This is a genomic window from Rahnella sp. P4_A8 (genome assembly GCF_056402435.1).
On the sequence record NZ_JBFUHK010000019.1, the window covers coordinates 1 to 25,600 of the forward strand.

The 25,600-nt window shown below is 51.6% G+C and carries 23 protein-coding genes, 3 tRNA genes, 3 other RNA genes and 1 pseudogene; 4 read left to right on the forward strand and 26 right to left on the reverse strand.

Going from position 1 to position 25,600, the window contains the following annotated elements:
• A pseudogene (locus AC1DUO_RS12055) lies at window positions 1–240 on the forward strand (IS4 family transposase); the annotation flags it as partial.
• 199 nt (window positions 241–439) lie between these two features.
• Complete coding sequence (locus AC1DUO_RS12060) at window positions 440–913, forward strand: GNAT family N-acetyltransferase (protein WP_015690248.1); 474 nt, start codon at window positions 440–442, stop codon at window positions 911–913.
• A 65-nt stretch (window positions 914–978) separates the two neighbouring features.
• Here AC1DUO_RS12060 and aroG read toward each other — a convergent pair whose 3' ends face one another.
• Window positions 979–2,031 carry a 3-deoxy-7-phosphoheptulonate synthase AroG gene (aroG, locus tag AC1DUO_RS12065; RefSeq protein WP_112151663.1) on the reverse strand — a complete coding sequence of 351 codons (1,053 nt, stop codon included), beginning with the start codon at window positions 2,029–2,031 and terminating at the stop codon, window positions 979–981.
• Window positions 2,032–2,234: 203 nt separating this feature from the next.
• Between aroG and AC1DUO_RS12070 the strand changes: the two genes are divergently transcribed.
• Window positions 2,235–2,564: a protein YbgS gene (locus AC1DUO_RS12070; RefSeq protein ID WP_013576421.1), complete on the forward strand. Its 330-nt coding sequence runs from the start codon at window positions 2,235–2,237 to the stop codon at window positions 2,562–2,564.
• Window positions 2,565–2,690: 126 nt separating this feature from the next.
• Window positions 2,691–3,644: a CDF family zinc transporter ZitB gene (gene zitB / locus AC1DUO_RS12075; RefSeq protein WP_015690251.1), complete on the forward strand. Its 954-nt coding sequence runs from the start codon at window positions 2,691–2,693 to the stop codon at window positions 3,642–3,644.
• 65 nt (window positions 3,645–3,709) lie between these two features.
• On the opposite strand, the gene pnuC is transcribed toward zitB, so the two are convergent.
• From pnuC to sdhA, 25 genes are all read right to left on the reverse strand, one after another.
• Window positions 3,710–4,432 (reverse strand): nicotinamide riboside transporter PnuC, encoded by a 723-nt coding sequence (gene pnuC / locus AC1DUO_RS12080; RefSeq protein ID WP_119262247.1) that lies wholly within the window; start codon window positions 4,430–4,432, stop codon window positions 3,710–3,712.
• Between the two features lie 58 nt (window positions 4,433–4,490).
• Complete coding sequence (gene nadA, locus AC1DUO_RS12085; protein WP_119261845.1) at window positions 4,491–5,555, reverse strand: quinolinate synthase NadA; 1,065 nt, start codon at window positions 5,553–5,555, stop codon at window positions 4,491–4,493.
• Window positions 5,556–5,872: 317 nt separating this feature from the next.
• Window positions 5,873–5,992: non-coding RNA, RtT sRNA (locus AC1DUO_RS12090), on the reverse strand.
• A 14-nt stretch (window positions 5,993–6,006) separates the two neighbouring features.
• Window positions 6,007–6,082: transfer RNA gene (locus AC1DUO_RS12095), tRNA-Lys, on the reverse strand.
• 68 nt (window positions 6,083–6,150) lie between these two features.
• A non-coding RNA gene (locus AC1DUO_RS12100) (RtT sRNA) lies at window positions 6,151–6,270 on the reverse strand.
• Between the two features lie 14 nt (window positions 6,271–6,284).
• Window positions 6,285–6,360: transfer RNA gene (locus AC1DUO_RS12105), tRNA-Lys, on the reverse strand.
• 71 nt (window positions 6,361–6,431) lie between these two features.
• Window positions 6,432–6,548, reverse strand: a non-coding RNA gene (locus AC1DUO_RS12110) — RtT sRNA.
• A gap of 15 nt (window positions 6,549–6,563) precedes the next feature.
• A tRNA-Lys gene (locus tag AC1DUO_RS12115) sits at window positions 6,564–6,639 on the reverse strand.
• 197 nt (window positions 6,640–6,836) lie between these two features.
• The gene (gene cpoB, locus AC1DUO_RS12120; RefSeq protein WP_013576425.1) at window positions 6,837–7,628 is read right to left on the reverse strand and encodes a cell division protein CpoB; all 792 of its coding nucleotides are present in this window, start codon (window positions 7,626–7,628) and stop codon (window positions 6,837–6,839) included.
• A 9-nt stretch (window positions 7,629–7,637) separates the two neighbouring features.
• The gene (pal, locus tag AC1DUO_RS12125) at window positions 7,638–8,150 is read right to left on the reverse strand and encodes a peptidoglycan-associated lipoprotein Pal (RefSeq protein WP_013576426.1); all 513 of its coding nucleotides are present in this window, start codon (window positions 8,148–8,150) and stop codon (window positions 7,638–7,640) included.
• A 48-nt stretch (window positions 8,151–8,198) separates the two neighbouring features.
• On the reverse strand, window positions 8,199–9,491 hold the full coding sequence (gene tolB / locus AC1DUO_RS12130) for a Tol-Pal system beta propeller repeat protein TolB (protein WP_013576427.1): 1,293 nt from the start codon (window positions 9,489–9,491) through the stop codon (window positions 8,199–8,201).
• A 129-nt stretch (window positions 9,492–9,620) separates the two neighbouring features.
• Window positions 9,621–10,820: a cell envelope integrity protein TolA gene (gene tolA / locus AC1DUO_RS12135; protein ID WP_119261847.1), complete on the reverse strand. Its 1,200-nt coding sequence runs from the start codon at window positions 10,818–10,820 to the stop codon at window positions 9,621–9,623.
• Between the two features lie 113 nt (window positions 10,821–10,933).
• Window positions 10,934–11,365, reverse strand: a complete 432-nt coding sequence (tolR, locus tag AC1DUO_RS12140; protein WP_013576429.1) for a colicin uptake protein TolR — start codon at window positions 11,363–11,365, stop codon at window positions 10,934–10,936.
• An 11-nt stretch (window positions 11,366–11,376) separates the two neighbouring features.
• Window positions 11,377–12,066 carry a Tol-Pal system protein TolQ gene (gene tolQ, locus AC1DUO_RS12145; RefSeq protein ID WP_013576430.1) on the reverse strand — a complete coding sequence of 230 codons (690 nt, stop codon included), beginning with the start codon at window positions 12,064–12,066 and terminating at the stop codon, window positions 11,377–11,379.
• A complete protein-coding gene (gene ybgC, locus AC1DUO_RS12150; protein ID WP_013576431.1) occupies window positions 12,063–12,467 on the reverse strand; it encodes a tol-pal system-associated acyl-CoA thioesterase in 405 nt (134 codons plus the stop codon). Before ybgC ends, tolQ begins: the two co-directional genes overlap by 4 nt.
• Before the next feature lie 149 nt (window positions 12,468–12,616).
• A complete protein-coding gene (ybgE, locus tag AC1DUO_RS12155) occupies window positions 12,617–12,910 on the reverse strand; it encodes a cyd operon protein YbgE (RefSeq protein WP_013576432.1) in 294 nt (97 codons plus the stop codon).
• A gap of 2 nt (window positions 12,911–12,912) precedes the next feature.
• Complete coding sequence (cydX, locus tag AC1DUO_RS12160) at window positions 12,913–13,026, reverse strand: cytochrome bd-I oxidase subunit CydX (RefSeq protein WP_013576433.1); 114 nt, start codon at window positions 13,024–13,026, stop codon at window positions 12,913–12,915.
• A gap of 10 nt (window positions 13,027–13,036) precedes the next feature.
• Window positions 13,037–14,176: a cytochrome d ubiquinol oxidase subunit II gene (gene cydB / locus AC1DUO_RS12165; protein WP_013576434.1), complete on the reverse strand. Its 1,140-nt coding sequence runs from the start codon at window positions 14,174–14,176 to the stop codon at window positions 13,037–13,039.
• 14 nt (window positions 14,177–14,190) lie between these two features.
• Window positions 14,191–15,759, reverse strand: coding sequence for a cytochrome ubiquinol oxidase subunit I (cydA, locus tag AC1DUO_RS12170; RefSeq protein ID WP_013576435.1), 1,569 nt, complete (start codon window positions 15,757–15,759; stop codon window positions 14,191–14,193).
• 723 nt (window positions 15,760–16,482) lie between these two features.
• On the reverse strand, window positions 16,483–17,355 hold the full coding sequence (gene sucD, locus AC1DUO_RS12175; RefSeq protein ID WP_013576436.1) for a succinate--CoA ligase subunit alpha: 873 nt from the start codon (window positions 17,353–17,355) through the stop codon (window positions 16,483–16,485).
• Entirely contained in the window at window positions 17,355–18,521 is a 1,167-nt protein-coding gene (gene sucC, locus AC1DUO_RS12180) for an ADP-forming succinate--CoA ligase subunit beta (RefSeq protein ID WP_013576437.1), read from the reverse strand. Before sucC ends, sucD begins: the two co-directional genes overlap by 1 nt.
• A 92-nt stretch (window positions 18,522–18,613) precedes the next feature.
• A complete protein-coding gene (odhB, locus tag AC1DUO_RS12185; protein WP_013576438.1) occupies window positions 18,614–19,843 on the reverse strand; it encodes a 2-oxoglutarate dehydrogenase complex dihydrolipoyllysine-residue succinyltransferase in 1,230 nt (409 codons plus the stop codon).
• Between the two features lie 46 nt (window positions 19,844–19,889).
• Window positions 19,890–22,697, reverse strand: a complete 2,808-nt coding sequence (gene sucA, locus AC1DUO_RS12190; RefSeq protein ID WP_119261848.1) for a 2-oxoglutarate dehydrogenase E1 component — start codon at window positions 22,695–22,697, stop codon at window positions 19,890–19,892.
• A 399-nt stretch (window positions 22,698–23,096) separates the two neighbouring features.
• On the reverse strand, window positions 23,097–23,813 hold the full coding sequence (locus tag AC1DUO_RS12195; RefSeq protein WP_477987474.1) for a succinate dehydrogenase iron-sulfur subunit: 717 nt from the start codon (window positions 23,811–23,813) through the stop codon (window positions 23,097–23,099).
• Between the two features lie 19 nt (window positions 23,814–23,832).
• Window positions 23,833–25,599: a succinate dehydrogenase flavoprotein subunit gene (sdhA, locus tag AC1DUO_RS12200; protein ID WP_013576441.1), complete on the reverse strand. Its 1,767-nt coding sequence runs from the start codon at window positions 25,597–25,599 to the stop codon at window positions 23,833–23,835.
• Window position 25,600 lies beyond the last annotated feature (1 nt).

Consider the following 25,600-nt stretch of genomic DNA (forward strand, 5'->3'; position numbering starts at 1 on the left):
CTGAAGGGAGATTATCTGCCTTATCAGCTGAGTTTTAGCGGTGCAGTGTCGGAGATATTACGGTTGTTAATCGGGCTGCCGTGGGCATCAGCGGGAGCCATCCCGGGTCATCTGAAGCATTTTTACAGCAACGCAGCGATGCTAAAACTGCCCTCGAGACGTGAGCGTGAATATGCGAGGGAAGTGAGAGAAAAAAGGTCGAAATATCCCTTAAAAAACAATGCCGGTCACCTTAAGTGACCGGCATTAGTCCCGGCGGTAATTTTTCGGATTTCTATTGTTCTTATCTGTACTGCGTTCATCTCTCATCCCTGTCAGTTTTTATTGTTAGCAAAAGATAATGTTACACCTCGCGGTGAAAAAATAAACTTCATATTCAACACATTGAGCGATGAATTCATGTAAGTTATTTCTGAACGCCATCAAAAAGGAGATAACAATGCCCGTCAGACTCGCCTGCCCCGATGAAGCGGAAATACTCTGGGAAATCAGAAATCAGGCTATCCGCCACGGATGTAAAAATACCTATGGCGCAGACATTGTGATGGCGTGGACGCCCGAACAGATGCCTGCCGGATATCGCAAAGCTATTGCGGAGAATCCTTTTTTTGTCGCACAGGTGCACGGGCTGGAGACACCGGCGGCAACAGGTTTTCTCGATCTGAAAAATGGCAGTGTTGAAGCGATTTTTACGTTGCCGGAATTCGAAGGCAAAGGTCTCGCCACGCAAATTCTTGCTGCCATAAAAGCGGAAGCCAAATCGCGGGGATTCACAGCACTTACGCTGGCTTCCACACCGAATGCTTTTGAATTTTATAAGAGGAACGGTTTCAGTCTGGTAAAAGAGAGTCTTTACCGCTCTGAGATGGCGAATGCTGATTTGCGTTGTATGGATATGAAATGCACGCTCTGAACATATTCAGGTAATAAAAAGCCCCGCAAAAGCGGGGCTCAGAAAGATATGCTGGCGTTAAAGAATTATCCGCGACGCGCTTTAACGGCGTTCGCGAGATTACGCAGCAGCACTTCGGTATCTTCCCAGCCGATGCAGGCATCGGTCACGCTCTGGCCGTAAACCAGTGGCTCGCCGCTGTCGAGGCTCTGATTCCCTTCGACCAGATGACTTTCGACCATCACGCCCATCACCGCCTGTTCGCCACCCGCAATCTGACCACAAACGTCTTCACACACTTCCATCTGCTTTTTGAATTGCTTACTGCTGTTGGCGTGGCTGAAATCGATCATAATACGGGCTGGCAGTCCGCCTTTTTTCAGGCCTTCTTTCACTTCCTGCACATCCTGAGCACTGTAGTTTGGCTTTTTGCCGCCGCGCAGAATGATATGGCAGTCGTTGTTCCCGCTGGTGTTCACGATAGCGGAGTGACCCCATTTGGTGACAGACAGGAAGCAATGCGGCGCGCCAGCCGCGTTGATGGCGTCGATCGCCACTTTAATGGTACCGTCGGTGCCGTTTTTGAAACCAACCGGGCAAGATAAGCCGGAGGACAACTCACGGTGTACCTGAGATTCCGTGGTACGTGCGCCGATGGCGCCCCAGCTCATTAAATCCGCCAGATATTGTGGCGTAATCATGTCCAGGAACTCGCCCGCCGCTGGCAGACCGCTGTCATTAATATCCAGTAACAGTTTGCGGGCAATGCGCAAACCGTCGTTAATCTGGTAGCTGTTATTCATGTGCGGATCATTAATGAGCCCTTTCCAGCCTACCGTAGTGCGCGGTTTTTCAAAATAAACACGCATCACCACTTCCAGCTCACCTTGCAGCTCTTCACGCATTTTCAGCAAACGGGCAGCGTATTCTTTCGCGGCTTTCGGATCGTTAATGGAGCACGGCCCGATGACGACAAGAAGGCGATCATCGTTTCCTTTCAGTATCTTATGAATGGCATTGCGAGCCTGAGAAACTGTTTTTGCCGCTTTGTCAGTGGCGGGAAATTTTTCGAGCAGGGCAACCGGAGGTAAAAGTTCTTTGATTTCTTTAATGCGTAAATCGTCGTTTTGATAATTCATAACTGTTCCATTCGGGTGTTCATAAGAGACAAAGCGAAACGCTGACCGCGTTCAATCTAGCCGTATTGAATGTCAGTGTAAACCTGCTTTTACACTTACGATTCGTCTCATTTTGATTTAGGACATAATTTATTTAGCTAGGCTTTTATCAGGCACATGAAAAACGACCATGGACCTTTAACGAAACAATGGAGATGAACATTATGAAAAAGCTCGCAATCATGTTACTGACCGCAACCATGGCGCTGACCACCGGCGCTGCTTATGCTGCCGGCGAATCCTCAGCCAGCGATAACAATGGCCAGGCAAATCAGTCCGGCTCGCCGGGTTCAATTCAGAAAATTGCGCCAAAAAGTGTGAGCAACGATCAGATCAACAATACCAGTAAACCTGTGAATGAAGTGAATACCAAAACGGATACCACTACGCATCACATGAGCAAAGACAAACAGCATAAGAAAACCATGTGCAAAGATGGCCGTTGTCCGAATCAGACCCCGGGCACAACACCGTCGAAAGAAACCGGTAACTAATCCCGTCACGGTTGTTCACACAGGAGGAACTTTGTTTCCTCCTTCTTCCTTAACTTCCCCTTCTTGCAACACGTTATGATTACGCTATTGTGATTGTCTCGGTTCATCATTTTTGTGAATATAATTATGTCTTCTTCCCTGTTACCACAGGACAAAAACAGTCGCCGTTTGTTGCTGGCTTTCCTCGTTACTGTGATTTTCATGGTGGCCGAAGTGATTGGCGGGCTGGTCTCCGGCTCTCTGGCGCTTCTGGCCGATGCAGGACACATGCTGACTGACGCCGCCGCGCTGCTTGTCGCATTGCTTGCCGTACGCTTTGCTAAACGTAAGCCGAATACCCGCCATACTTTTGGCTATTTGCGCCTGACGACCATGGCGGCCTTCGTCAATGCCGCTGCGCTGCTGGTGATTGTCGTTCTGATTGTCTGGGAAGCCATCGCGCGATTCTTTAATCCGCAGCCGGTGATGGGCACCACTATGCTGGTGATCGCCATCGCTGGCCTGTTTGCCAATATTCTGGCCTTCTGGCTGCTGCATCAGGGCCAGGAAAAAGCCAACATTAATGTGCGTGCCGCCGCGCTGCATGTTCTGGGTGATTTGCTGGGGTCAATTGGGGCGGTCGCTGCGGCGCTGATCATCATGTATACCGGCTGGACACCTGTGGACCCGATTTTATCAGTGCTGGTTTCCTGCCTGGTGTTAAACAATGCCTGGCGGTTGCTGCGGGAGAGTTTCCATGAGTTGCTGGAAGGCACACCGGAAGAGATCGATATCAATAAACTGCGCCGGGATTTATCCCTGAGTATCCCGGAGGTGCGCAACGTGCATCACGTTCACGTCTGGCAGATTGGTGAACAGCGTCTGATGACCGTGCACGTGCAGGTTGTTCCACCGCACGATCACGACGCGCTGCTTTACCGCATTCAGCACCATTTACTGGAAAAATGCCGCATCGGCCATGCCACGATACAGATGGAATATGGCCAGTGTGAAGCACCGGATTGTGAGATGAATGAAATTCCGGTGACCCGCGCCGGGCACGATCATCATGGTCATAGCCATGCACATCATCACCACTGATTCCTCAGGTCAGAACGAGAAAGCAAAACGCCTCCGTTATGGAGGCGTTTTTTATGGTCGCAAAATCAGGCCCGTTGCAAAGGCTGAGAACCGTTTTGCTTTGCACTTTTGATCCACAGCCACGAACCGTTCAGTGCAATCAGCGTCAGCAGCACGTATTCAAGCGCCATCGCATAAACGCCCTGATAAGCGAAAATCGCGACGCTGATGACATCAATGATGACCCACAGCAGCCAGTTCTCGACATATTTTCGGGTCATCAGCAGCATTGCCACAATCGACAACACCATCATTGACGAATCCCAGAACGGGAAGGCATCAGGTTGCAGTTCAGGCATCTGCACATTCAGCCCCAGCGCCTGCATCAGATTCACCGCCACTAGCGTCAGGGTGGCAAAAACGCGGTCAATGTTGAAGGTCATCAGCAGAATGCCTGCGACGCACACTACGCCCCATATCAGCGCTTTGCCACGCGGCAACCAGCGGATCTGCAATTCAGCTTCCTGATCGGCTGTCTGACGACTCCAGGCATACCAGCCGTAGATATTCGCGGCAAAGAAGAAAATCTGAAGCAGCAGGCTGGCGTAAAGCTGGATCTGGAAAAAGATGATCGCAAACAATGTGACGTTGATCAGACCGAACGGATAGTTGATCAGCTTTTCTTTGCTGGCGTACCAGATGCAGAGCAATCCAAAAAGGGTGCCTACAGCTTCAATCCACGACAGGTCATATCCGCCCTTTCCAAGCGGTATATGAACCAGAATATTGCTGGTACTGAAAAAATCCATCATCACATCCTTTTCCTTTTATTGTCAGTCACAAGACATTATCAGTCACAAAAAATGCTTACAGCGCTTTAGCCTGCGTCCGTAATCTAAGTTGGGCAGCAAAATCCAGCATGCGATTCAGGGGGATCAGTGATTTCACACGCAGCGCTTCTTCCACCTCGATAGCATGTTCCGTGCCGCCGTGTTCCAGACCTTCAGCAATGGCTTTAAGGCCATTCATCGCCATCCACGGACAATGCGCGCAGGTTCGGCAACTTGCGCCCTCACCCGCCGTCGGCGCTTCAAACAATTCTTTGTCCGGGCACGCCTGCTGCATTTTGTAAAAAATGCCACGGTCAGTGGCGACGATCAGTTGCTTCTGAGGCAACGTTTTTGCCGCCTGAATAAGCTGACTGGTAGAACCGACCGCATCAGCCATATCAACGATCGCCTGAGGAGACTCCGGATGCACCAGAACAGCGGCGTTCGGATACAAGCCTTTCATTCGGGCCAGGGCCTGTGTTTTAAACTCGTCATGGACGATACAGGCGCCCTGCCAGCACAAGACGTCTGCCCCCGTCTGCTTACGGACGTAATTTCCGAGGTGCCGGTCAGGTGCCCAGATTATTTTTTCACCCAGACTATCGAGATGTTCAATCAGCTCAACCGCAATGCTTGAGGTCACGACCCAGTCGGCTCTGGCTTTTACTGCTGCTGAGGTATTAGCGTAGACCACAACGGTGCGGTCGGGGTGCTGGTCGCAAAAATCTGAGAAAGCTTGCTCCGGGCAGCCCAGATCCAAAGAACATTCAGCGTTGAGGGTTGGCATCAGCACGGTTTTTTCCGGGCTGAGGATTTTGGCCGTTTCTCCCATGAAGCGCACACCCGCGACAAGCAGGGTCGAAGCAGGATGCTGGCTGCCAAAACGCGCCATCTCTAAAGAATCCGCGACAATACCACCGGTTTCTTCAGCGAGCGCCTGAATTTCAGGATCGGTGTAATAATGCGCCACCATCACGGCATCACGTTCCTTCAGCAGTTTTCTGATCTTCTCTTTATAGAAGGTCTTTTCATCTGCAGTCAGCACCGCGGGTTTCGGAGGGAAAGGATAAACCGTCGCATTCAGATCCAATGTTTCGCTCATACTCGTTATCTCATTCAGTCAGGCAACTTGCCCGGATAGCCATAAGCCACAACAGATCCCACCCGGGAATCCTTAGTTTTGTATGCTAAACAAAATACCGCAAAAAGCAGGGAAAGTCGTCCAAATAATAGACGCATGGCTTAAAATGTTTACTGGACTTAAAAGAGTCTCGAATGAGACACGCAACGGGGGAACAAAAAGCGAAGACTTAAGAAAAAATGAGGTCTTTTGGGACTCACATGCGAAAAAAGCGCCAAAAGGCGCTTTTCTCTGAATTTTGCAATTTAGATGGCTTCACTGCATTTCCACTTTAACAGTGGTGGGCCGTGCTAGATTGACTCGATTTCACCTCGCCCTGCGGGCAACGCTTGCGCGTTGTCGTCTCGCTTCGCTCGGCTCGAACTTGTGGTTCTCATCCTGCACTGCTTCACTACATTTTCCACTTTGAAAGTGGTGGGCCGTGCTGGATTCGAACCAGCGACCAATTGATTAAAAGTCAACTGCTCTACCAACTGAGCTAACGGCCCATCTAAATGCTGCGTACTGCTTTTACTGTCGGCTTCTAAAATTATTCAGGACATTACACTCTAAAGAGTGGTGGGCCGTGCTGGATTGACTCGGTTTCACCTCGCCCTGCGGGCAACGCTTGCGCGTTGTCGTCTCGCTTCGCTCGGCTCGAACTTGTGGTTCTCATCCTGCACTGCTTCACTACATTTTCCACTTTAACAGTGGTGGGCCGTGCTGGATTCGAACCAGCGACCAATTGATTAAAAGTCAACTGCTCTACCAACTGAGCTAACGGCCCTTCCTGAATACTGCTTATTGCCAGCGTGTCTTGCAGTTGGTGTGCAAGCCACATGCAATGCTGATTTAGATTGGTGGCCGTGCTGGATTGACTCGGTTTCACCTCGCCTGCGGGCAACGCTTACGCGTTGTCGTCTCGCTTCGCTCGGCTCGAACCTATGGTTCTCATCCTGCACTGCTTCACTGCATTTTCCACTTTAAAAGTGGTGGGCCGTGCTGGATTCGAACCAGCGACCAATTGATTAAAAGTCAACTGCTCTACCAACTGAGCTAACGGCCCATCTAAACCTGCTGCATATTGCCTAAATCTCTGACAGCGTTAGCCGTTTGGAGTTGTCTGGGCAACGGCGGCATATATTACTTATTTAACTTTTCAGTGCAACTTTAATTTTCAGAAAGAGTGCTAACTGATGGCGTTTCACACACTCAAGCCCAGAAAATGCACGATATGTACATTTTCCGGACCTGAACGAGGAACTATTTTGCAGATAAACGTTTTTGAGCTTGTTTTGCCGCATCGGTATTTGGGTACTGTTTCACGACCTGTGCGAAGACGGCTTTGGCTTTATCAGCCTGCCCTTTCTCCTGCATGATCACCCCAACCTTGAACATTGCGTCAGAACTTTTTGGAGACTTAGGGTAGTTTTTGACCACAACCGCAAAATAATAGGCAGCATCGTCTTTTTTACCCTTGTTGTAATACAACTGTCCCAGCCAGTAATTGGCATTAGGCTGATAAGTTGAATCAGGATATTTTTTTACGAAACTCTGAAAAGCCGCGATGGCTTCATCATACTGTTTCTTTTCCAGCGCCAGTGAAACTGCAGCATTGTAGTCACTGTTCACGTCACCGGTGCTTGCCGGGGCTTGTGCAGCACCCGCATCAGGCGTTGTGGCAGCAGAACCGGAAGCGTCACCTGTGGCTGCTGCAGCACCCGTGCTGGCGGCTCCGGCAGAACTCTGGCTTAAGCTGTCCAGTTGATTAAAAATCTGCTTCTGGCGATCACCAAGCTGACTCAACTGATATTGGTTCTCCTGGATTTGACCACGAAGAGTATCCATATCACGTTGGGTATCAGAAAGTTGTTGCTGGAGTTGAGTTAATAGCTGGCTGTGAGCGTTAGAAATACGCTCCAGAGAGGTGACCCGATCTTCAATCGAGCCTGAGCCGACATTACTGATTGGCGCTTGGGCAGTAGCGGCCCATGGGACCGCTACGCCAACCAGTAACGACAGACTCAACAAGTGAGTTCTGAAGTTACTGCTCATACTACTCTCTTAGTATACCAGTACGGCACGACGGTTTTTAGCGTATGCCGCTTCGTCATGGCCCAGTACAGCTGGTTTTTCTTTACCGTAAGAAACGATAGAGATTTGGTCAGCAGAAACGCCTTTGCCTTGCAGGTACATTTTAACAGCAGTAGCACGACGTTCGCCCAGGGCGATGTTGTACTCTGGAGTACCACGTTCGTCAGCATGACCTTCTACAGTCACTTTGTAAGACGGGTTGCTACGCAGGAAAGCAGCGTGCGCGTCCAACATCTGAGCGAATTCAGAAGACACATCGTATTTGTCCAGGCCAAAGTAAACGATGTTGTTTTTCTGCAGTTCTTGCATCTGCAGACGAGCTTGCTCTTCTGAAGACATGTTTGCGTTTTCAGTGCCTGCGCCAGAGTTCAGACCCATACCGTTGGATTGGTCGTTGTCTGCGTTCTTGTGAGAACTACAAGCAGCTACTGCCAGTACAGGCAACGCCAGCATCAGCCCTTTCAGCACTTTATTCAGTTGCATCTATTCGATCCTTTTATAATTTTTTGCCATACATAGTTTTTCTATGCATTACAGATACGGCGACCAGGCAGGAAATTTGACCTGTCCATCAGTTGCCGGAAGACGCGCTTTGAAGCGCCCATCAGTCGATACCAACTGCAATACGGAACCCAGTCCTTGAGAGGAACTGTAAATTACCATGGTGCCATTTGGTGCGAGGCTAGGCGTTTCATCCAGGAACGTGTCCGTCAATGTTTGAACGGCTCCCGTTGCCAGATCTAGTTTAGCGATGTGCTGTGTACCGCTGGCGCTGCTCACCATAACCAGGAACTTGCCATCTGTACTTACGTCAGAGTCCTGATTCTGCGAGCCTTCCCAGGTCAGACGCTGAGGCGCACCGCCATTAATGTTGACTTTATAAACCTGCGGACGACCGCCCTGATCCGACGTGAATGCCAGATTCTGGCTGTCCGGGAACCAGGTTGGTTCCGTATTGTTGCTACGTCCGTTAGTCACCTGACTAATCTGGCCAGAAGACAGATTCATCACATACAGGTTCAGGCTACCGTCTTTAGACAGTGCGAAAGCCAGTTTGCTGCCATCCGGAGAGAAAGCAGGTGCACCGTTGTGACGAGGGAATGAAGCAATCTGCTTGATTGCACCGTTTGCCAGCGTCTGAACCACCAATGCTGAACGACCGCTCTCAAAGGTGACGTAAGCCAGTTTGCTGCCGTCCGGAGACCAGGCCGGAGACATCAGAGGCTCAGGTGAACGGTGAACGACAAACTGATTGTATCCATCGTAATCCGCTACACGCAGTTCATACGGGAATTTCCCGCCGTTAGTCTGCACGATATAAGCGATACGGGTACGGAATGCGCCTTTAATACCGGTCAGCTTTTCAAACACTTCATCGCTGGCGGTATGGGCGGAATAACGCAACCATTGTTTGGTCACTTTGTACTGGTTTTGCGCCAGCACGGTACCTGGTGCGCCAGAGGTATCCACCAGTTGGTAAGACACCACATAGCTGCCATCGGCTGCAGGCTGAACCTGACCGATAACAACAGCATCAATACCCAGCGCGGTCCAGGCTGCAGGGGTCACTTCTGCGGCGGAGGTTGGCTGCTGAGGCATACGTGATGCATCAATAGGATTGAATTTGCCACTGTTACGTAAGTCAGCAGCAACGATACCACCCACATCTTCAGGTGGTGTACCCGGGCCAGCCCATTTGAATGGCACAACGCCAATCGGACGAGCTGTATCTACCCCTTGGGTAATTTCAATGCGAACTTCTGCATGAACCACAGATGCCCACATCATCAAAAGGCCGAACGCTACTCGAAATGCCTGCTTCATTGTATCTCCCTTATCTGGACGTATCTGCCCGCGATAATTTAGCAGAATTTTAACAAACCAACGCACACAAAACTAGAATCACACCCTGCAAACCATCGTAAAAATCTGAAAAGTTATCATTTTCATCTTTTATTGAGGTTTGAAATCTATCGGAGCATTTTTAAATACTTCATAGACGGCTTCAGAAGGCGGTTTCGGGAACTTCGCCTGTCGGGCTGCGGCAAGCGCCGCCTGACACAGTGCAGGATCCCCACCTTCTGCCGACACACTGATTAATGAGCCATCAGGGTTCATTTTAACGCGCAACGCACAGGTTTTGCCTGTATAAGATGACGCGTCATAGAATCTGCTCTCGATGGCAGCCTTAATCTGGCTACCATAGTTCGCAATATCAGCCCCGGATGCCCCCGCCTTTTTCTGAGTCCCCTTCCCTGAAGGAGCAGAAGCGCCGCCACCTGTTGCGCCTTTCGGTGCATTTTTGGAGTCGGCAAGGCCATCAAATAAGTTATTCGCATCAGCGGCTTCTTTGGCTGCGGCGGCGGCGGCAGCTTTTTTATCCGCTGCAGCTTTCTTGGCAGCAGCGGCAGCTTCCGCTTTTTTCTCTGCGGCAGCGGCAGCTTTTGCATCGGCGGCGGCTTTGGCATCGGCGTCAGCTTGTGCCTTCGCATCAGCCGCGGCCTGAGCTTTTGCCTCAGCAGCAGCCTGTTTTTTGGCTTCTGCGGCCGCTTCTTTCTTAGCGTCCACTTCGGCTTGTTTCTTCGCTGCGGCAGCGGCGGCGGCAGCTTCAGCCTCTGCTTGTTTTTTAGCATCAGCTTGTGCTTTCGCAGCATCTGCTTTCGCCAGAGCGGCCGCTTTGGCCGCTTCAGCCTTCGCTTGTGCGGCAGCAGCTTCTGCCTGTTTCTGCTGTTCTTTCGCCTGCTCAGCGGCTTGTTCAGCCTGCTTCTGCTGCTGAGCCTGTTCCTGAGCCTGCTGCTTGGCATTTTCCTGCGCTTGCAGACGCTCTTTCTCAAGTTCTTTCAGGCGTTGCTGTTCTGCGGCCTGTTTCTGTTGCAGCTCTTCAGCCTGTTGTTCTGATTTTTTCTGACGCGCTGCGGCAGCACGTTGGGAATCAGCCTGCTGCTGCTGCTGACGGTTGTACTGATCGACCACGGCACTTGGATCAACCATTACGGCAGAGATATCGCTACCGCCACCGCCGCCACTCATGCTGGTATCTTCGTCCAGCGATCCCCAAATCAACAGGGCTATAATGATGATATGCAGAACGACCGAAACAATAACGGCGCGTTTGAGCTTATCGTTTTGTTCAGTTGCAGTTGCCTTTACCAAAATAGATTTCCCAAGACAGGATTACTAAAAACCCGGTTTCCTGTATTGCCTGTCATACTTTTAACAAGCCAGAGAATGCCGGGTTTCAAATAAGTGTTACAAATTACCTATCCTCAGATAGGTTGTGTCATCAATCCGACAGACTTCACGCCAGCCTGATGCAGCATGTTCAGCGCCTTAATAATTTCATCATAAGGCACATCTTTCGCACCACCGATCAGAAATACCGTCTTCGGATTGGCCTGAATACGGCTGGTCGCTTCCGCGATCACCTGCTGTTCAGGCAATTGTTCCATACGCTGATGGTCAACCACGATGGTGTATTGACCCACGCCAGACACTTCAACAATCACTGGCGGATTATCATCGCTGGACACCGTTTTAGAATCCGTTGCGTCAGGCAAATCAACTTCCACACTCTGGGTAATGATGGGCGCTGTTGCCATAAAAATCAGTAACAGAACCAGCAGTACGTCCAGCAGCGGAACGATATTGATCTCCGACTTACCTTCGCGACGGTTACGACGACCTCGTGAACGAGCCATACTCTCCCCCTTTAGTTACTGCTGGTTTCGCGAGAGAAAGCCTGACGGTGCAGGATAGCCGTGAATTCTTCCATGAAGTTATCGTAGTTTTGCTCAAGCTTGTTCACACGCTGGTTCAGGCGGTTGTACGCCATAACAGCAGGGATAGCGGCAAACAGACCAATCGCGGTGGCGATCAGTGCTTCTGCGATACCCGGAGCAACCATTTGCAACGTTGCCTGTTTCACAGAACCTAAACCGATAAAGGCGTGCATGATCCCCCAGACTGTACCGAACAGACCGATATAAGGGCTGATAGAACCGACAGTACCAAGGAACGGAATGTGAGTTTCAAGTGATTCGAGTTCACGGTTAAAAGAAATACGCATCGCACGTGAAGAACCTTCAATCACGGCTTCTGGCGCGTGGCTGTTGGCACGATGAAGGCGGGCGAACTCTTTAAAACCGGAATGGAAGATCTGCTCTGCCCCGCTCAGGGTTTCGCGGCGGCCCTGACTTTCCTGATACAGACGGGAAAGTTCGATACCGGACCAGAATTTATCTTCGAACGCTTCTGCCTCGCGGGTGGCGGCATTCAGCACTTTGGTGCGTTGAATGATGATCGCCCAGGACGCGATAGAGAAGCACACCAGGACAAGCATAATCAGCTTGACCAGGATGCTGGCCTTCAAAAATAAATCAAGAATGTTCATGTCAGTCACTGCTTAAACTCCGCGACAATAGACTTAGGAAGCGCTCGGGGCTTCATTTGGTTTGGATCAATGCATGCGATCAACACTTCTGCAGAACTCAGAAGGTTTCCATGCGAATCAAGAATTCGTTGTGCAAAAGTAAGAGAAGCTCCGCGAATGGACGTAATCTCACTCTGAACATCCAGCAGGTCATCTAAGCGAGCTGGTGCAAAGTATTCGACCGTCATGCGGCGGACAGCAAAAGCGACGTGTTCACTCAGCAACTGCTGCTGGTGAAAATTGCGTTGGCGCAACATCTCTGTGCGAGCCCTTTCATAAAAGGCGACGTATCGGGCATGGTAGACCACACCTCCCGCGTCTGTGTCCTCAAAATAGACACGAACCGGCCATCGGAACAACGAATTACTCACTGTACATCCCGTAATGCAATTTGACGGCACTACTATACGCAAGAGAATTGGGGTTGGGAATGGGTAGGATTGCTGGAATGAAAATAATTATGGGCCAGCACGGCCCATAAGAAAATTACTGTAAATTTGTCTTTTTTTTATGCAAAAAATCAGCTGAAAAAGTAATAAAGTCCTGCAGCTAGCGCAATCATCGCCAGCAATGGCGAGAAGAAAGCCTTCCAGACTGATTTATTCGGGCGAAAACCCAGGCCGTGGATCACGCCACTGCACACAGCCCATATCAAAATGAGCCCATGCCAGACTTCAAGCTGACTGGTCGACGAGGCAAACATGCCCGGTTTCCAGAAAACGCAACCGGCCAGTGCCAGTGACATCACAAGCGAAAGGGCCCGCAAGGGGCCCTTGTCTGTGATGGCGTAGAGTTTATCCACGATCACACTCATTATTACTTCTCTTCTTTAGCCGCTTTATTGGCTTCGCTGTGTTCAAACGCCAGCGCGGTAATGATACCGAATGAGCAAGCCAGTAAGGTGCCGAGGATCCAGGCAAAATACCACATGGTGTTCTCCTTAATACAACGAATGCTTGTTGTTCTCGATGTAGTGTTTATCGAGGCGCCCGAACATCTTGTAATACGCCCATGAGGTGTAAATCAGGATGATTGGCACAAAGATACAAGCGACAACGGTCATCACTCTCAGCGTCAACAGCGTAGATGTTGCATCCCACATTGTCAGGCTGGCATTCGGTTCAGTGATAGAAGGCATCACGAACGGGAACATAGTGATACCGGCAGTCAGGATCACACAGGCGATAGTCAGTGAGTTACTGATGAACGCCAGCGCGGCTTTATTCATGCGCGAGAACAAAATGGTCAGCAGCGGCAAAATCACACCTAACGCAGGAATTGCCCACAGGCCCGGCGTCTTGTTGAAGTTCGCCAGCCATGCACCCGCTTCATGAGACACAGTTTTGCGCAGCGGGTTAGACGGACCCGCGTGATCCATAACGGATGTCACGGTGAAGCCATCAATCCCTTTCACTAACCAGATACCCGCCAGCAGGAAGCACACCATCATCACCAGCGCAGAAATCTGCGACGCGGTACGGGTACGCAGGTGCAGTTCACCCACAGTACGCATTTGCAGGTAGGTAGCGCCCTGGGTGATCAGCATAGTCAGGCTCACCAGACCGGCCAGAATGCCGTACGGGTTCAGCAAGCCCAGCAGATTACCGGTGTAGAACAGACGCAGGTCGCTGTCGATATGGAACGGCACCCCTAACAGAAGGTTACCGAAGGCCACACCGAACACCAGAGCGGGCACGAAGCTGCCGATAAAGATGCCCCAGTCCCACATGCCACGCCAGCGAGCGCTCTCGAGTTTTGAACGGTAATCAAAGCCCAGCGGACGGAAGAACAAGGCGCACAACACCAGCACCATCGCGGCATAGAAGCCGGAGAAAGCCGCTGCGTAGACCATCGGCCAGGCAGCGAACAATGCGCCACCGGCCGTAATCAGCCAGACCTGGTTGCCGTCCCAGTGCGGGGCGATGGCGTTAATCATCACGCGGCGGTCAGTATCGGTTTTACCGATAATGCGCACCAGGATGCCTACGCCCATATCAAATCCATCGGTGACGGCGAAGCCGATAAACAGCACGCCAATCAGCACCCACCAGATGAACCGTAAAACTTCATAATCAAACATAAGTGGACTCCCTATTACCGAGCTTGCTCAAGTGGCGCTGAAGTTTGTTCATAATGATAACGGCCAGTTTTCAGGCTGCTTGGGCCCAGGCGCGCATATTTGAACATCAGGAACATTTCAGCGACCAGGAACAGGGTGTACAGACCGCAGATGAGGATCATCGAGGACAGTACATCACCCACAGTCAGTGAAGAGTGTGCAACCGCAGTCGGTAACACTTCACCAATCGCCCAAGGCTGACGACCATATTCAGCCACGAACCAGCCCGCTTCGACAGCAATCCACGGTAATGGCAGGCCGATGAATACCGCGCGGTGTAACCAGCGTTTCTGACCAATCTTGCCGCGCAGGACAGTATAGAAGGACAGCGCAATCAGGACGAACATCAGGATGCCGCAGGCAACCATGATACGGAATGCGAAGTACAGAGGCAGAACGCGTGGAATAGAATCTTTGGTCGCTTTCTGAATCTGTGCGTCAGTCGCTCCCGCCGGGTTGTCGGTATAGCGTTTGAGCAACATACCGTAGCCCAGATCCTGCTTAGCATTTTCGAAATCGCTGCGGACTTTCGGGTCAGTATTGCCCGAACGCAGTTCTTCCAGCAGGGTGTACGCTTTCATACCGTTGCGGATACGCACTTCATGTTGCGCCATCAGGTCTTTCAGACCAGTAACCGGCGTATCCACGGAACGCGTAGCAATCAGGCCGAGCAGGTAAGGAATTTGAATGGAATATTCATTTTCCATTTTGTCCTGATTAGGCATGCCGAACAGCGTGAAACTTGCCGGTGCAGGTTGAGTATCCCACTCTGCTTCGATAGCCGCCAGTTTGGTTTTCTGTACGTCACCCATTTCATAACCGGATTCATCACCCAGTACGATAACGGAGAGCACTGCGGCCAGACCGAAGCTTGCAGCGATAGCAAATGAACGCTTCGCAAAACCTACGTCGCGGCCTTTTAACAGGTAGTAAGAGCTGATAGCCAGAATGAACATCGCGCCAGTCACATAACCAGACGCTACGGTATGAACGAATTTAACCTGTGCGACCGGGTTCAGAACCAGCTCAGAGAAGCTGACCATTTCCATACGCATGGTTTCGTAGTTGAAGGTCGATGCAATCGGGTTTTGCATCCAGCCGTTCGCCACCAGGATCCACAGTGCTGACAAGTTTGAGCCAAGGGCAACAAACCAGGTCACTGTCATATGCTGAACTTTAGAAAGACGGTCCCATCCGAAGAAGAACAGGCCCACTAAAGTGGATTCCAGGAAGAACGCCATTAAACCTTCAATCGCCAGAGGCGCACCGAAGATATCACCGACGTAATGTGAGAAATATGACCAGTTAGTCCCGAACTGGAATTCCATGGTTAAACCGGTTGCAACGCCCAATGCAAAGTTAATTGCAAAAAGTTTGCCCCAGAATTTGGTCATATCTTTATAGATTTGTTTGCCGGAAAGCACATAAACCGTTTCCATAATTGCCAGTAAAAACGCCATACCCAGCGTTAATGGGACAAATAGGAAATGGTACATGGCTGTTAAAGCAAACTGTAAACGCGACAGTTCAACGATATCAAACATCTTGACCCCTTGCTCCTCGGAGGAAGACCCCAAATTGCGATCTCTGACGAACCGGTTGCCGGAACGCCTCATGACTACCAGTATTCAAATGTGTGCAGAACAGAGAGCCAGCATTCAGTGCGAGTAACGCTGTCAGCGGGACACTCTGAACCCGGAAAAAGCGCGAACCGCGGGCCTGTAACAGGCTGATGAACGGGCAAAATCACGGGAAAAATAATCATACAAAAAACGGATGGTTACAGGAGCATTATGTTACGCCAGTAATCCCACACATTAAATAGGTTTTTTAGTGACCCAAAGCGGATTTCCGTGTACAGGTCAATTTAAGAACAAAACAGTGATAATCGCTGTAATTGATCTGACGCAATTTAAGCCTATCTCATTGTTTATTTCTATAATGTCTTCATCAATTTCGAAAAAAATATTTCAGGATGTTAACCGTTGGTTTCATTGAGCTTTAAGGGTGGCCTTTATGTTAATTAATTGTGTTTATATGGTTATCGTTAATATTTCTTTTGCTACCTGTTTAAACCTAATTATTAACCTTTTATTTCCAATGAACCTATCGTGCTGTGTTAATAAATATAGCTCAATTCAGCGAATGTTAACTATTTCGCTTAAAATAAAAAAGGCCACCCGAAGGTGGCCAACATGTCGAATCTTTTTCTTAAATAAAATGGCTTCACCCGCACCGTAATTTCACCGGTGCGGGTGGGGTAATACTTATTGCGGAAGCAATGATTTCACGGCTTCGCCGATATCGGCCAGGCTGCGAACGGTTTTCACGCCTGCCGCTTCCAGCGCTGCAAATTTCTCATCAGCAGTGCCTTTACCACCGGCAATGATGGCGCCTGCATGGCCCATACGTTTGCCTTTAGGCGCAGTCACACCCGCGATATAGCCCACAACCGGTTTAGTCACGTGTGCTTTGATGTACGCGGCAGCTTCTTCTTCCGCGTTACCACCGATTTCACCGATCATCACGATCACTTCAGTCTGTGGATCTTCCTGGAACAGCTTCAGGATATCGATGAAGTTAGAGCCCGGGATCGGGTCACCGCCGATACCGACGCAGGTAGACTGGCCGTAACCGTAATCAGTTGTCTGTTTAACGGCTTCATACGTCAGCGTACCGGAACGGGAAACGATGCCCACTTTGCCTGGCAGATGAATGTGGCCCGGCATGATGCCGATTTTGCATTCGCCCGGCGTGATAACACCCGGACAGTTTGGCCCGATCATCACTGCATCGCTCTGATCCAGTTTCACTTTAACCACCAGCATATCCAGCGTCGGAATGCCTTCAGTGATACAGATGATCAGTTTAATACCTGCATCCAGCGCTTCCAGAATAGAGTCTTTACAGAACGGTGCCGGCACATAAATCACAGACGCCGTTGCGCCGGTAGTTTCTACCGCTTCACGCACGGTATTGAACACTGGCAAGCCCAGATGCTCGGTGCCGCCTTTGCCTGGCGTAACGCCGCCAACCATTTTGGTGCCGTAAGCGATGGCTTGTTCGGAGTGGAAAGTCCCCTGGCTACCGGTGAAACCCTGGCAGATAACTTTGGTGTTCTTGTTGATTAAAATCGACATTATTTCCCCTCCACTGCCGCGACAACTTGTTGAGCCGCATTCGTCAGGCTGGTCGCTGCAATGATGTTCAAACCGCTGTCTGCCAGTTTTTTGGCACCCAGCTCGGCATTGTTACCTTCAAGACGCACCACAACCGGTACGCTGACGCCCACTTCTTCCACCGCGCCGATGATACCGTCGGCGATCAGGTCGCAACGAACGATACCGCCGAAGATGTTAACGAAGACAGCTTTGACTTTTTCATCGGACAGGATGATTTTGAAGGCTTCGGTCACGCGTTCTTTGGTTGCGCCACCGCCAACATCCAGGAAGTTAGCCGGTTCGCCACCGTGCAGTTTCACGATATCCATGGTACCCATTGCCAGACCGGCACCGTTCACCATGCAACCGATGTTGCCGTCGAGTGCAACGTAGTTCAGTTCCCACTGCGCTGCCTGAGATTCACGGGCATCTTCCTGGCTGTAATCGCGCATTTCGCGCAATTCTGGCTGACGGAACAAGGCGTTGCCGTCTGCACCCAGTTTGCCGTCGAGGCAGATCAGGTCGCCAGCGGTAGTCACCACCAGCGGGTTGATTTCGATCAGCGCCAGATCGCGCTCAAGGAAGATGTTCGCCAGACCCATGAAGATCTTGGTGAACTGCTGAACCTGCTTACCGGTCAGGCCCAGTTTGAAAGCCAGTTCGCGCCCCTGATAAGGCTGCGGACCTGCCAGCGGATCCAGTGCCACTTTATGGATCAGGTGTGGCGTCTCTTCTGCCACTTTCTCAATTTCCACGCCGCCTTCTGTAGACGCCATGAACACCACGCGACGGGAGCTGCGATCCACTACCGCACCGAGGTACAGTTCCTGATCGATATCCGTTGCCGCTTCAACCAGGATCTGGTTAACCGGCTGACCGCTGGCGTCTGTCTGATAAGTGACCAGACGTTTACCCAGCCAGTGCTCAGCAAAAGCGCGGATCTCTTCTTTGCTTTTGACCACTTTCACGCCGCCCGCTTTACCGCGGCCACCGGCATGAACCTGACATTTCACCACCCACGGACCGGCACCGATTTTCGATGCAGCCTCTTCCGCTTCACGCGGGGTGGAACAGGCGAAGCCCGTCGGTGCTGGCAGGCCGTAGCGCAGGAACAGCTGTTTCGCCTGATACTCGTGTAAATTCATGATGTTCTATCCATTCTTAGTAGGAAGGCTTATCAGGGCACAGCGAACTGTGCCGCAGATTTTTCGATCTCTAATCTTTCGCAGTGCCGGGACTAGACGTCCAGCAGCAGACGAGCCGGATCTTCCAGCATCTCTTTAATGGTCACCAGGAAGCCGACCGATTCACGGCCATCAACCAGACGGTGATCGTAGGACAGCGCCAGATACATCATTGGCAAAATCACTACCTGACCATTGACCGCCATAGGACGATCTTTAATGGCATGCATGCCGAGGATCGCACTCTGTGGTGGGTTGATGATTGGCGTGGACATCAGGGAGCCGAAGACGCCGCCGTTGGTCACAGTAAAGTTACCGCCGGTCAGTTCTTCCACTTTCAGTTTGCCGTCACGACCTTTGATCGCCAGCTCTTTGATTTGCTTCTCGATATCCGCCATGCCCAGCGTATCGACATCACGCAGAACCGGGGTCACCAGGCCGCGTGGCGTGGATACCGCGATGCTGACATCGAAATAGTTGTGGTAAACCACATCCTCGCCGTCAATAGAGGCATTCACTTCCGGGTAGCGTTTCAGTGCTTCAACCACGGCTTTCAGATAGAAAGACATGAAGCCCAGACGCACGCCGTGACGTTTTTCGAAACCATCACCGTACTGCTTACGCAGATCCATGATTGGCTTCATGTTGATTTCGTTGAAGGTCGTCAGCATCGCAGTGCTGTTCTTCGCTTCAAGCAGACGCTCAGCAACACGCTTACGCAGACGGGTCATAGGCACACGTTTTTCGCTACGTGAACCCAGAGCCGGAGCGGCGCTGGTCGCTGCCGGAGCGGCGGCTGGCGCGGCTGCCGGTTTCGCGTCTTTGGCTTTCGCCAGATGCTGTTCGATATCTTCACGGGTCAGACGACCACCAACACCGCTGCCTTTAATCGCGCTGGCATCCAGAGAATGTTCTGCAATCAGACGGCGGATAGCCGGGCTGAGTGCGTCGTTGTTCTCTTCTTCCAGTGCTGCTGTGTGGCGTGCCGCAGGAGTCGCTTCTTTATCGGAGCTTTTCTCAGTGCTTGGCTTACCGCTGCTGTTACCCGGACGAATACGCGCCAGGATCTGACGGGAAATGACCGTCGCACCTTCGTCTTCGATAATGCTGTCCAGGATACCGGCTTCACTCGCCGGGACTTCCAGAACCACTTTGTCGGTTTCAATTTCTACCAGTACATCGTCACGCTCAACACTGTCGCCCGGCTTTTTGTGCCAGGTGGCAACCGTCGCATCCGCAACGGATTCAGGAAGGTCAGGGACCAGAATATCTACGCTACTCATTATCAATCCTTCTTATGTTCCATATAGTTAACTGACACCGACGCGGTTATTTAACGTTCAGCGCATCGTTAACCAGATCTTGCTGTTGCTTCTGGTGAACGGACATGTAGCCCACTGCCGGAGAGGCAGAGGCCGGGCGTCCTGCGTAACGTAAAGAAGCCCCGAAAGGAATCACTTCACGGAAATTGTGCTGGCTGCAATACCACGCGCCCTGGTTCAGTGGCTCTTCCTGACACCAGACGAAATCATGAACGTGTGAGAGTTTCTCAAGCACTTCCTGAATTGCCTTGTGCGGGAACGGATAAAGCTGTTCGATGCGGACAATCGCCACATCGGTTTGCTCGTTTTTGCGACGTTGTTCCAGCAGGTCGTAATAAACCTTACCGGAGCACATCACCACGCGCTTAACCTGTTTCGGATCCAGTTCGTCGACTTCACCAATCGCTGGCAGGAAGCTGCCGTCAGCCAACTCCTCAAGCGTAGAAACCGCCAGAGGATGACGCAACAGAGACTTCGGTGACATCACGATCAGCGGACGGCGCATACCGCGCAGTGCCTGACGGCGGATCATGTGGTAAACCTGCGCCGGGGTAGACGGGATACATACCTGCATATTTTGCTCAGCGCAAAGTTGCAGATAACGTTCCAGACGCGCGGAGGAGTGCTCCGGCCCCTGCCCTTCGTAGCCGTGCGGCAGCAGCATCACCAGACCACACATGCGGCCCCATTTCTGTTCGCCGGAACTGATGAACTGGTCGATAACCACCTGTGCACCGTTGGCGAAGTCACCGAACTGCGCTTCCCAGATGGTCAGGGTGCGCGGTTCAGCGGTCGCGTAACCGTATTCAAAGGCCAGCACCGCTTCTTCGGAAAGCACGGAATCCCAGACATTGAATTCGCCCTGGCTGTTATGAATATTGGCCAGCGGCACGTACACGGAACCGTTTTTCTGGTTATGGATCACCGCATGACGATGGAAGAAGGTGCCGCGGCCGGTATCTTCACCGGACAGACGAATCGGAATACCTTCATCTACCAGCGTCGCGTAGGCCAGATTTTCCGCGCCACCCCAGTCGAACTTCTTATTGCCTTCGGCCATCTCGTTACGGTCGCCGTAAATCTTGGCAACGCGGGATTGCATTTCGATCGCATCAGGCACATGGCTGACACGACGCGCCAGTTCCTGCAGGCGTTTCAGCTCGACCTTGTTCGGATAAGCCTCATCCCACTCATGATTCAGATACGGTGACCAGGTGAAAGTGTGCATGTCATTCTGACGCCACTCTTCCACTACGCATTCACCGGCATCCAGCGCATCGCGGTACAGGTTGACCATTTCCGTGGCATCTTCGAGGCTGGCTACGTTTTGCTCAGTCAGGACATCAGCGTAAATCTTGCGTGGCGTCGGGTGTTTCTTGATCTTGTTGTACATCAGCGGCTGGGTTGCGCTAGGTTCGTCGGCCTCGTTATGGCCGTGGCGACGGTAGCAAACCAGGTCGATCATGACGTCACGTTTAAAGGTGTTACGGAAATCCAATGCCAGGCGGGTCACGAAAGCCACCGCTTCAGGGTCATCGGCATTGACGTGGAAAATCGGTGCCTGCACCATTTTCGCGATATCGGTACAGTAGTCGGTAGAACGCGCATCTTTCGGATTCGAGGTGGTGAAGCCCACCTGGTTATTAATGACGATACGCACGGTACCGCCCACTTCATAACCGCGTGCCAGCGACATGTTCAGGGTTTCCTGAACCACACCCTGACCGGTAATGGCCGCGTCACCGTGAATGGTGATTGGCAGAACCATGTTGCTGCGCGCTTCGTCCAGACGATCACGACGGGCACGAACAGAACCGATGACGACCGGGCTGACGATTTCCAGGTGCGACGGGTTAAACGCCAGCGCCAGGTGAACCATACCGCCTTCGGTTTCCACATCAGACGAATAACCCATGTGGTATTTCACATCACCGGTGCCCAGGTGTTCTTTATGCTTACCGGAGAATTCGTCGAACAGGTCCTGAGGTTTTTTGCCCAGCACGTTGATCAGTACGTTCAGACGACCGCGGTGCGCCATACCCAGCACGACTTCGCGGGTTCCGTTTTTGCCGGCATGACGGATCATTTCTTTCAGCATCGGAACCAGCGCATCGCCACCTTCGAGTGAGAAGCGTTTTGCACCCGGGAATTTCGCCCCCAGATAACGCTCCAGACCTTCTGCTGCGGTCAGCTCTTTAAGAAACGTTTTCTTCTCATCATTGGTGAAACTCGCACGACCTGCCACGGATTCGATTCGCTGTTGGATCCAGCGTTTCTCTTCAGTGTTGGTAATGTGCATGTATTCCGCACCAATGGAACCGCAATAGGTTTGCTTCAGGGCTTTATACAGCTCGCCGAGCTGCATGGTTTCCTTGCCAATGGCAAATGAACCGACGTTGAAGGTTTCCTGGAAATCAGCTTCAGTCAGATGGTGGAACGCCGGGTCCAGATCAGGCACGGCGTCCAGCTTCCACAGGCCGAGGGGATCAAGGTTTGCGTTCTGATGACCACGGAAGCGGAAGGCGTTGATTAACTGCAGCACCTTGACTTGCTTGGCATCCGTTTCCGGATCGCTGATGGAGGAGTTATAACGTGACGCGTCTTTCGCCAGGCGGCGGAAGTAGTCCCGAGTTTGAGAATGGAGTTGCTCTGGTTTCACACCCACTGTTGGTAGCTGTTTAAAAATCGAACGCCAGCTATCGTCAACGGAACCAGGATCGGTTAAGTAGTCTTCATAGAGTTGCTCTATGTAAGACTGGTTTGCACCCGCCAGATAGGAGGAATCCAGCCAGGCCTTCATTGCGCCGTTCTGCATCGTGATCCCTTAAGCTTTGAAGCTTTAGTTTTCGCCGTGGTTAATAATAATGACCGTGATACACCGCGGTAAAACGGTTTTCCATACTAAAACAGTTCGTTGGTTGAGCGGTTGGCTCTTCAAGGAACCTTCAGAAATCCGCCATGCGCGTGACTGATTTTTGAAGTTACCCTGCTTATTTCTGCTGCCTTTCGGGGGATTTTTATCTCCCGGTTTTTGACCCGGCTATCTTACTCCAGTCAGGCGCAACTTTGTTGCACTTGTTGCTACTTTGTTATTAAAAAATTAATTATTTGCTATCCCCACCTCAGTTACCACATTTGTAACTAAAGAAAGCGAAAAACCGGTGGTAACTAAATAACAGCGGGAACCTGAGTTCCCGCTGTGCGTGCTTATCAATCAGGCACCGCGTTGTAGCAGCATCGATTTAATATGGCCGATAGCCTTGGTCGGGTTCAGCCCCTTTGGACATACACTCACACAGTTCATGATGCTGTGGCAGCGGAATACACTGAAAGCATCATTCAGATCGTCAAGGCGCGATTGTGTCTCGGTATCGCGGCTGTCGATCAGGAAACGGTAAGCGGCCAGAAGACCTGCCGGACCGACAAACTTGTCGGGATTCCACCAGAAAGACGGGCAGGACGTTGAACAGCAGGCGCAGAGAATACATTCGTACAATCCGTCCAGCTTTTCGCGGTCATCCGGCATTTGCAAATGTTCACGCGCCGGAGGATTTTTCCCATCATTCAACAAGTAAGGCTTAATCTTCTCATACTGCTTATAGAATTGTCCCATGTCTACTACAAGGTCACGGACAACCGGTAACCCCGGCAACGGACGGATTACAATTTTCTTGCTGCCGTTACGCAACGTCGAGACGGGGGTGATACACGCCAGGCCGTTTTTGCCGTTCATGTTGACGCCATCTGACCCGCAAACACCTTCACGGCATGAGCGGCGGAAAGCCAGCGTCGGATCCYGTTCTTTCAGCAAAATCAGCGCGTCGAGCAACATCATATCGCGCCCTTCTTTAGCTTCCAGCACGTAATCTTTCATGTACGGCACGTCATCAACGTCCGGGTTGTAGCGATAAATCGAAAATTCAATTTTCATAATCTGTCTCCGCTCCGCCCTAGTAAGTACGCGCTTTCGGCGGGAACGCCGCGCGAAGCTTAGGCTGCATGTTCACCTCACGGCGGGTCATGCTTTCTGTTTCTGGCTGATACAGCGTGTGGCACAACCAGTTCGCATCATCACGCTCAGGGAAGTCGAAACGGCTGTGAGCACCACGGCTTTCAGTGCGGTAGTTTGCAGAGACAGCGGTGGAGAACGCAGTTTCCATCAGATTATCCAGTTCCAGACACTCAACGCGCTGGGTATTGAATTCTGAGGACGTATCATCCAGACGGGCAGATTTCAGACGCTCGCGGATCACTTTCAGTTCTTCCAGACCTTTCGCCATCGCATCACCTTCACGGAATACCGAGAAGTTGTTCTGCATGCACGATTGCAGGTCTTTACGGATAGCCACCGGATCTTCACCTGAACGGGTGTTGTTCCAGCGGTTCAGACGCTCCAGAGATACATCAATGTCGTCCTGAGAAGCATCACGGCTTTCGCCCTGTTCGGTGATAGATTCCTGCAGATGCATACCCGCCGCACGGCCAAACACCACCAGATCCAGCAGTGAGTTACCACCGAGACGGTTAGCGCCGTGTACCGATACGCAGGCAATTTCACCCACCGCGAACAGACCCGGAATCACTTCATCCTGACCCTGTGCGTTAACACGCAGCGCCTGACCGGTCACTTTGGTCGGAATGCCGCCCATCATGTAGTGACAGGTTGGGATAACAGGGATCGGTTCTTTCACCGGATCGACGTGTGCGAAGGTACGCGACAGTTCAAGGATGCCCGGCAGGCGGGATTCCAGAACGTCTTTACCCAGATGATCGAGTTTCAGTTTAGCGTGCGGGCCCCACGGACCTTCGCAGCCACGGCCTTCACGGATTTCGATCATGATGGAACGCGCCACCACGTCACGACCCGCCAGGTCTTTGGCATTCGGCGCATAACGTTCCATGAAACGTTCGCCGTCTTTATTGAGCAGATAACCGCCTTCACCACGGCAGCCTTCTGTCACCAGAACGCCTGCGCCGGCGATACCGGTCGGGTGGAACTGCCACATTTCCATGTCCTGCACCGGAACACCTGCACGTAACGCCATGCCAACACCGTCGCCAGTATTAATGTGGGCGTTGGTGGTGGACTGGTAAATACGGCCTGCGCCGCCGGTCGCCAGTACGGTCGCTTTGGCTTTGAAGTACACCACTTCGCCGGTTTCAATGCAGATTGCGGTACAGCCGACGATCGCGCCGTCCTGGTTTTTCACTAAATCCAGTGAATACCATTCGGAGAAAATCGTGGTGCCTTTTTTCAGGTTTTGCTGATACAGCGTGTGCAGCAAGGCGTGACCGGTACGGTCAGCGGCGGCCGCAGTACGTGCCGCCTGCTCGCCACCGAAGTTTTTCGACTGGCCGCCAAACGGACGCTGATAAATGCGGCCATCTTCAAGACGGGAGAAAGGCAGCCCCATGTGTTCGAGTTCCAGAATCGCTTCCGGCCCGGTTTTACACATATATTCAATGGCGTCCTGGTCACCGATATAGTCGGAACCTTTTACGGTGTCGTACATGTGCCATTCCCAGTCATCCTCATGGGTGTTACCCAGCGCGACGGTGATACCGCCCTGCGCGGACACCGTATGGGAGCGGGTCGGGAAGACTTTTGAAATCAGGGCGCAAGACAGCCCCATTTGTGAAATCTGTAACGCGGCACGCATACCGGCGCCACCTGCACCGATGACGACAGCATCAAACTCTCTGACTGGCAGATTCATT

What these genes read in the sequence shown, in the direction of transcription:
- pal (WP_013576426.1), bottom strand. Translation starts at nt 8,150, where the DNA reads ATGCAACTGAATAAAGTGCTGAAAGGGCTGATGCTGGCGTTGCCTGTA.
- cpoB (WP_013576425.1), bottom strand. Translation starts at nt 7,628, where the DNA reads ATGAGCAGTAACTTCAGAACTCACTTGTTGAGTCTGTCGTTACTGGTT.
- sdhA (WP_013576441.1), bottom strand. Translation starts at nt 25,599, where the DNA reads ATGAATCTGCCAGTCAGAGAGTTTGATGCTGTCGTCATCGGTGCAGGT.
- zitB (WP_015690251.1), top strand. Translation starts at nt 2,691, where the DNA reads ATGTCTTCTTCCCTGTTACCACAGGACAAAAACAGTCGCCGTTTGTTG.
- ybgE (WP_013576432.1), bottom strand. Translation starts at nt 12,910, where the DNA reads ATGAGTGTGATCGTGGATAAACTCTACGCCATCACAGACAAGGGCCCC.
- AC1DUO_RS12070 (WP_013576421.1), top strand. Translation starts at nt 2,235, where the DNA reads ATGAAAAAGCTCGCAATCATGTTACTGACCGCAACCATGGCGCTGACC.
- sucC (WP_013576437.1), bottom strand. Translation starts at nt 18,521, where the DNA reads ATGAATTTACACGAGTATCAGGCGAAACAGCTGTTCCTGCGCTACGGC.
- cydB (WP_013576434.1), bottom strand. Translation starts at nt 14,176, where the DNA reads ATGTTTGATTATGAAGTTTTACGGTTCATCTGGTGGGTGCTGATTGGC.
- tolB (WP_013576427.1), bottom strand. Translation starts at nt 9,491, where the DNA reads ATGAAGCAGGCATTTCGAGTAGCGTTCGGCCTTTTGATGATGTGGGCA.
- sucD (WP_013576436.1), bottom strand. Translation starts at nt 17,355, where the DNA reads ATGTCGATTTTAATCAACAAGAACACCAAAGTTATCTGCCAGGGTTTC.
- aroG (WP_112151663.1), bottom strand. Translation starts at nt 2,031, where the DNA reads ATGAATTATCAAAACGACGATTTACGCATTAAAGAAATCAAAGAACTT.
- sucA (WP_119261848.1), bottom strand. Translation starts at nt 22,697, where the DNA reads ATGCAGAACGGCGCAATGAAGGCCTGGCTGGATTCCTCCTATCTGGCG.
- tolR (WP_013576429.1), bottom strand. Translation starts at nt 11,365, where the DNA reads ATGGCTCGTTCACGAGGTCGTCGTAACCGTCGCGAAGGTAAGTCGGAG.
- AC1DUO_RS12060 (WP_015690248.1), top strand. Translation starts at nt 440, where the DNA reads ATGCCCGTCAGACTCGCCTGCCCCGATGAAGCGGAAATACTCTGGGAA.
- cydX (WP_013576433.1), bottom strand. Translation starts at nt 13,026, where the DNA reads ATGTGGTATTTTGCCTGGATCCTCGGCACCTTACTGGCTTGCTCATTC.
- cydA (WP_013576435.1), bottom strand. Translation starts at nt 15,759, where the DNA reads ATGTTTGATATCGTTGAACTGTCGCGTTTACAGTTTGCTTTAACAGCC.
- pnuC (WP_119262247.1), bottom strand. Translation starts at nt 4,432, where the DNA reads ATGGATTTTTTCAGTACCAGCAATATTCTGGTTCATATACCGCTTGGA.
- nadA (WP_119261845.1), bottom strand. Translation starts at nt 5,555, where the DNA reads ATGAGCGAAACATTGGATCTGAATGCGACGGTTTATCCTTTCCCTCCG.
- odhB (WP_013576438.1), bottom strand. Translation starts at nt 19,843, where the DNA reads ATGAGTAGCGTAGATATTCTGGTCCCTGACCTTCCTGAATCCGTTGCG.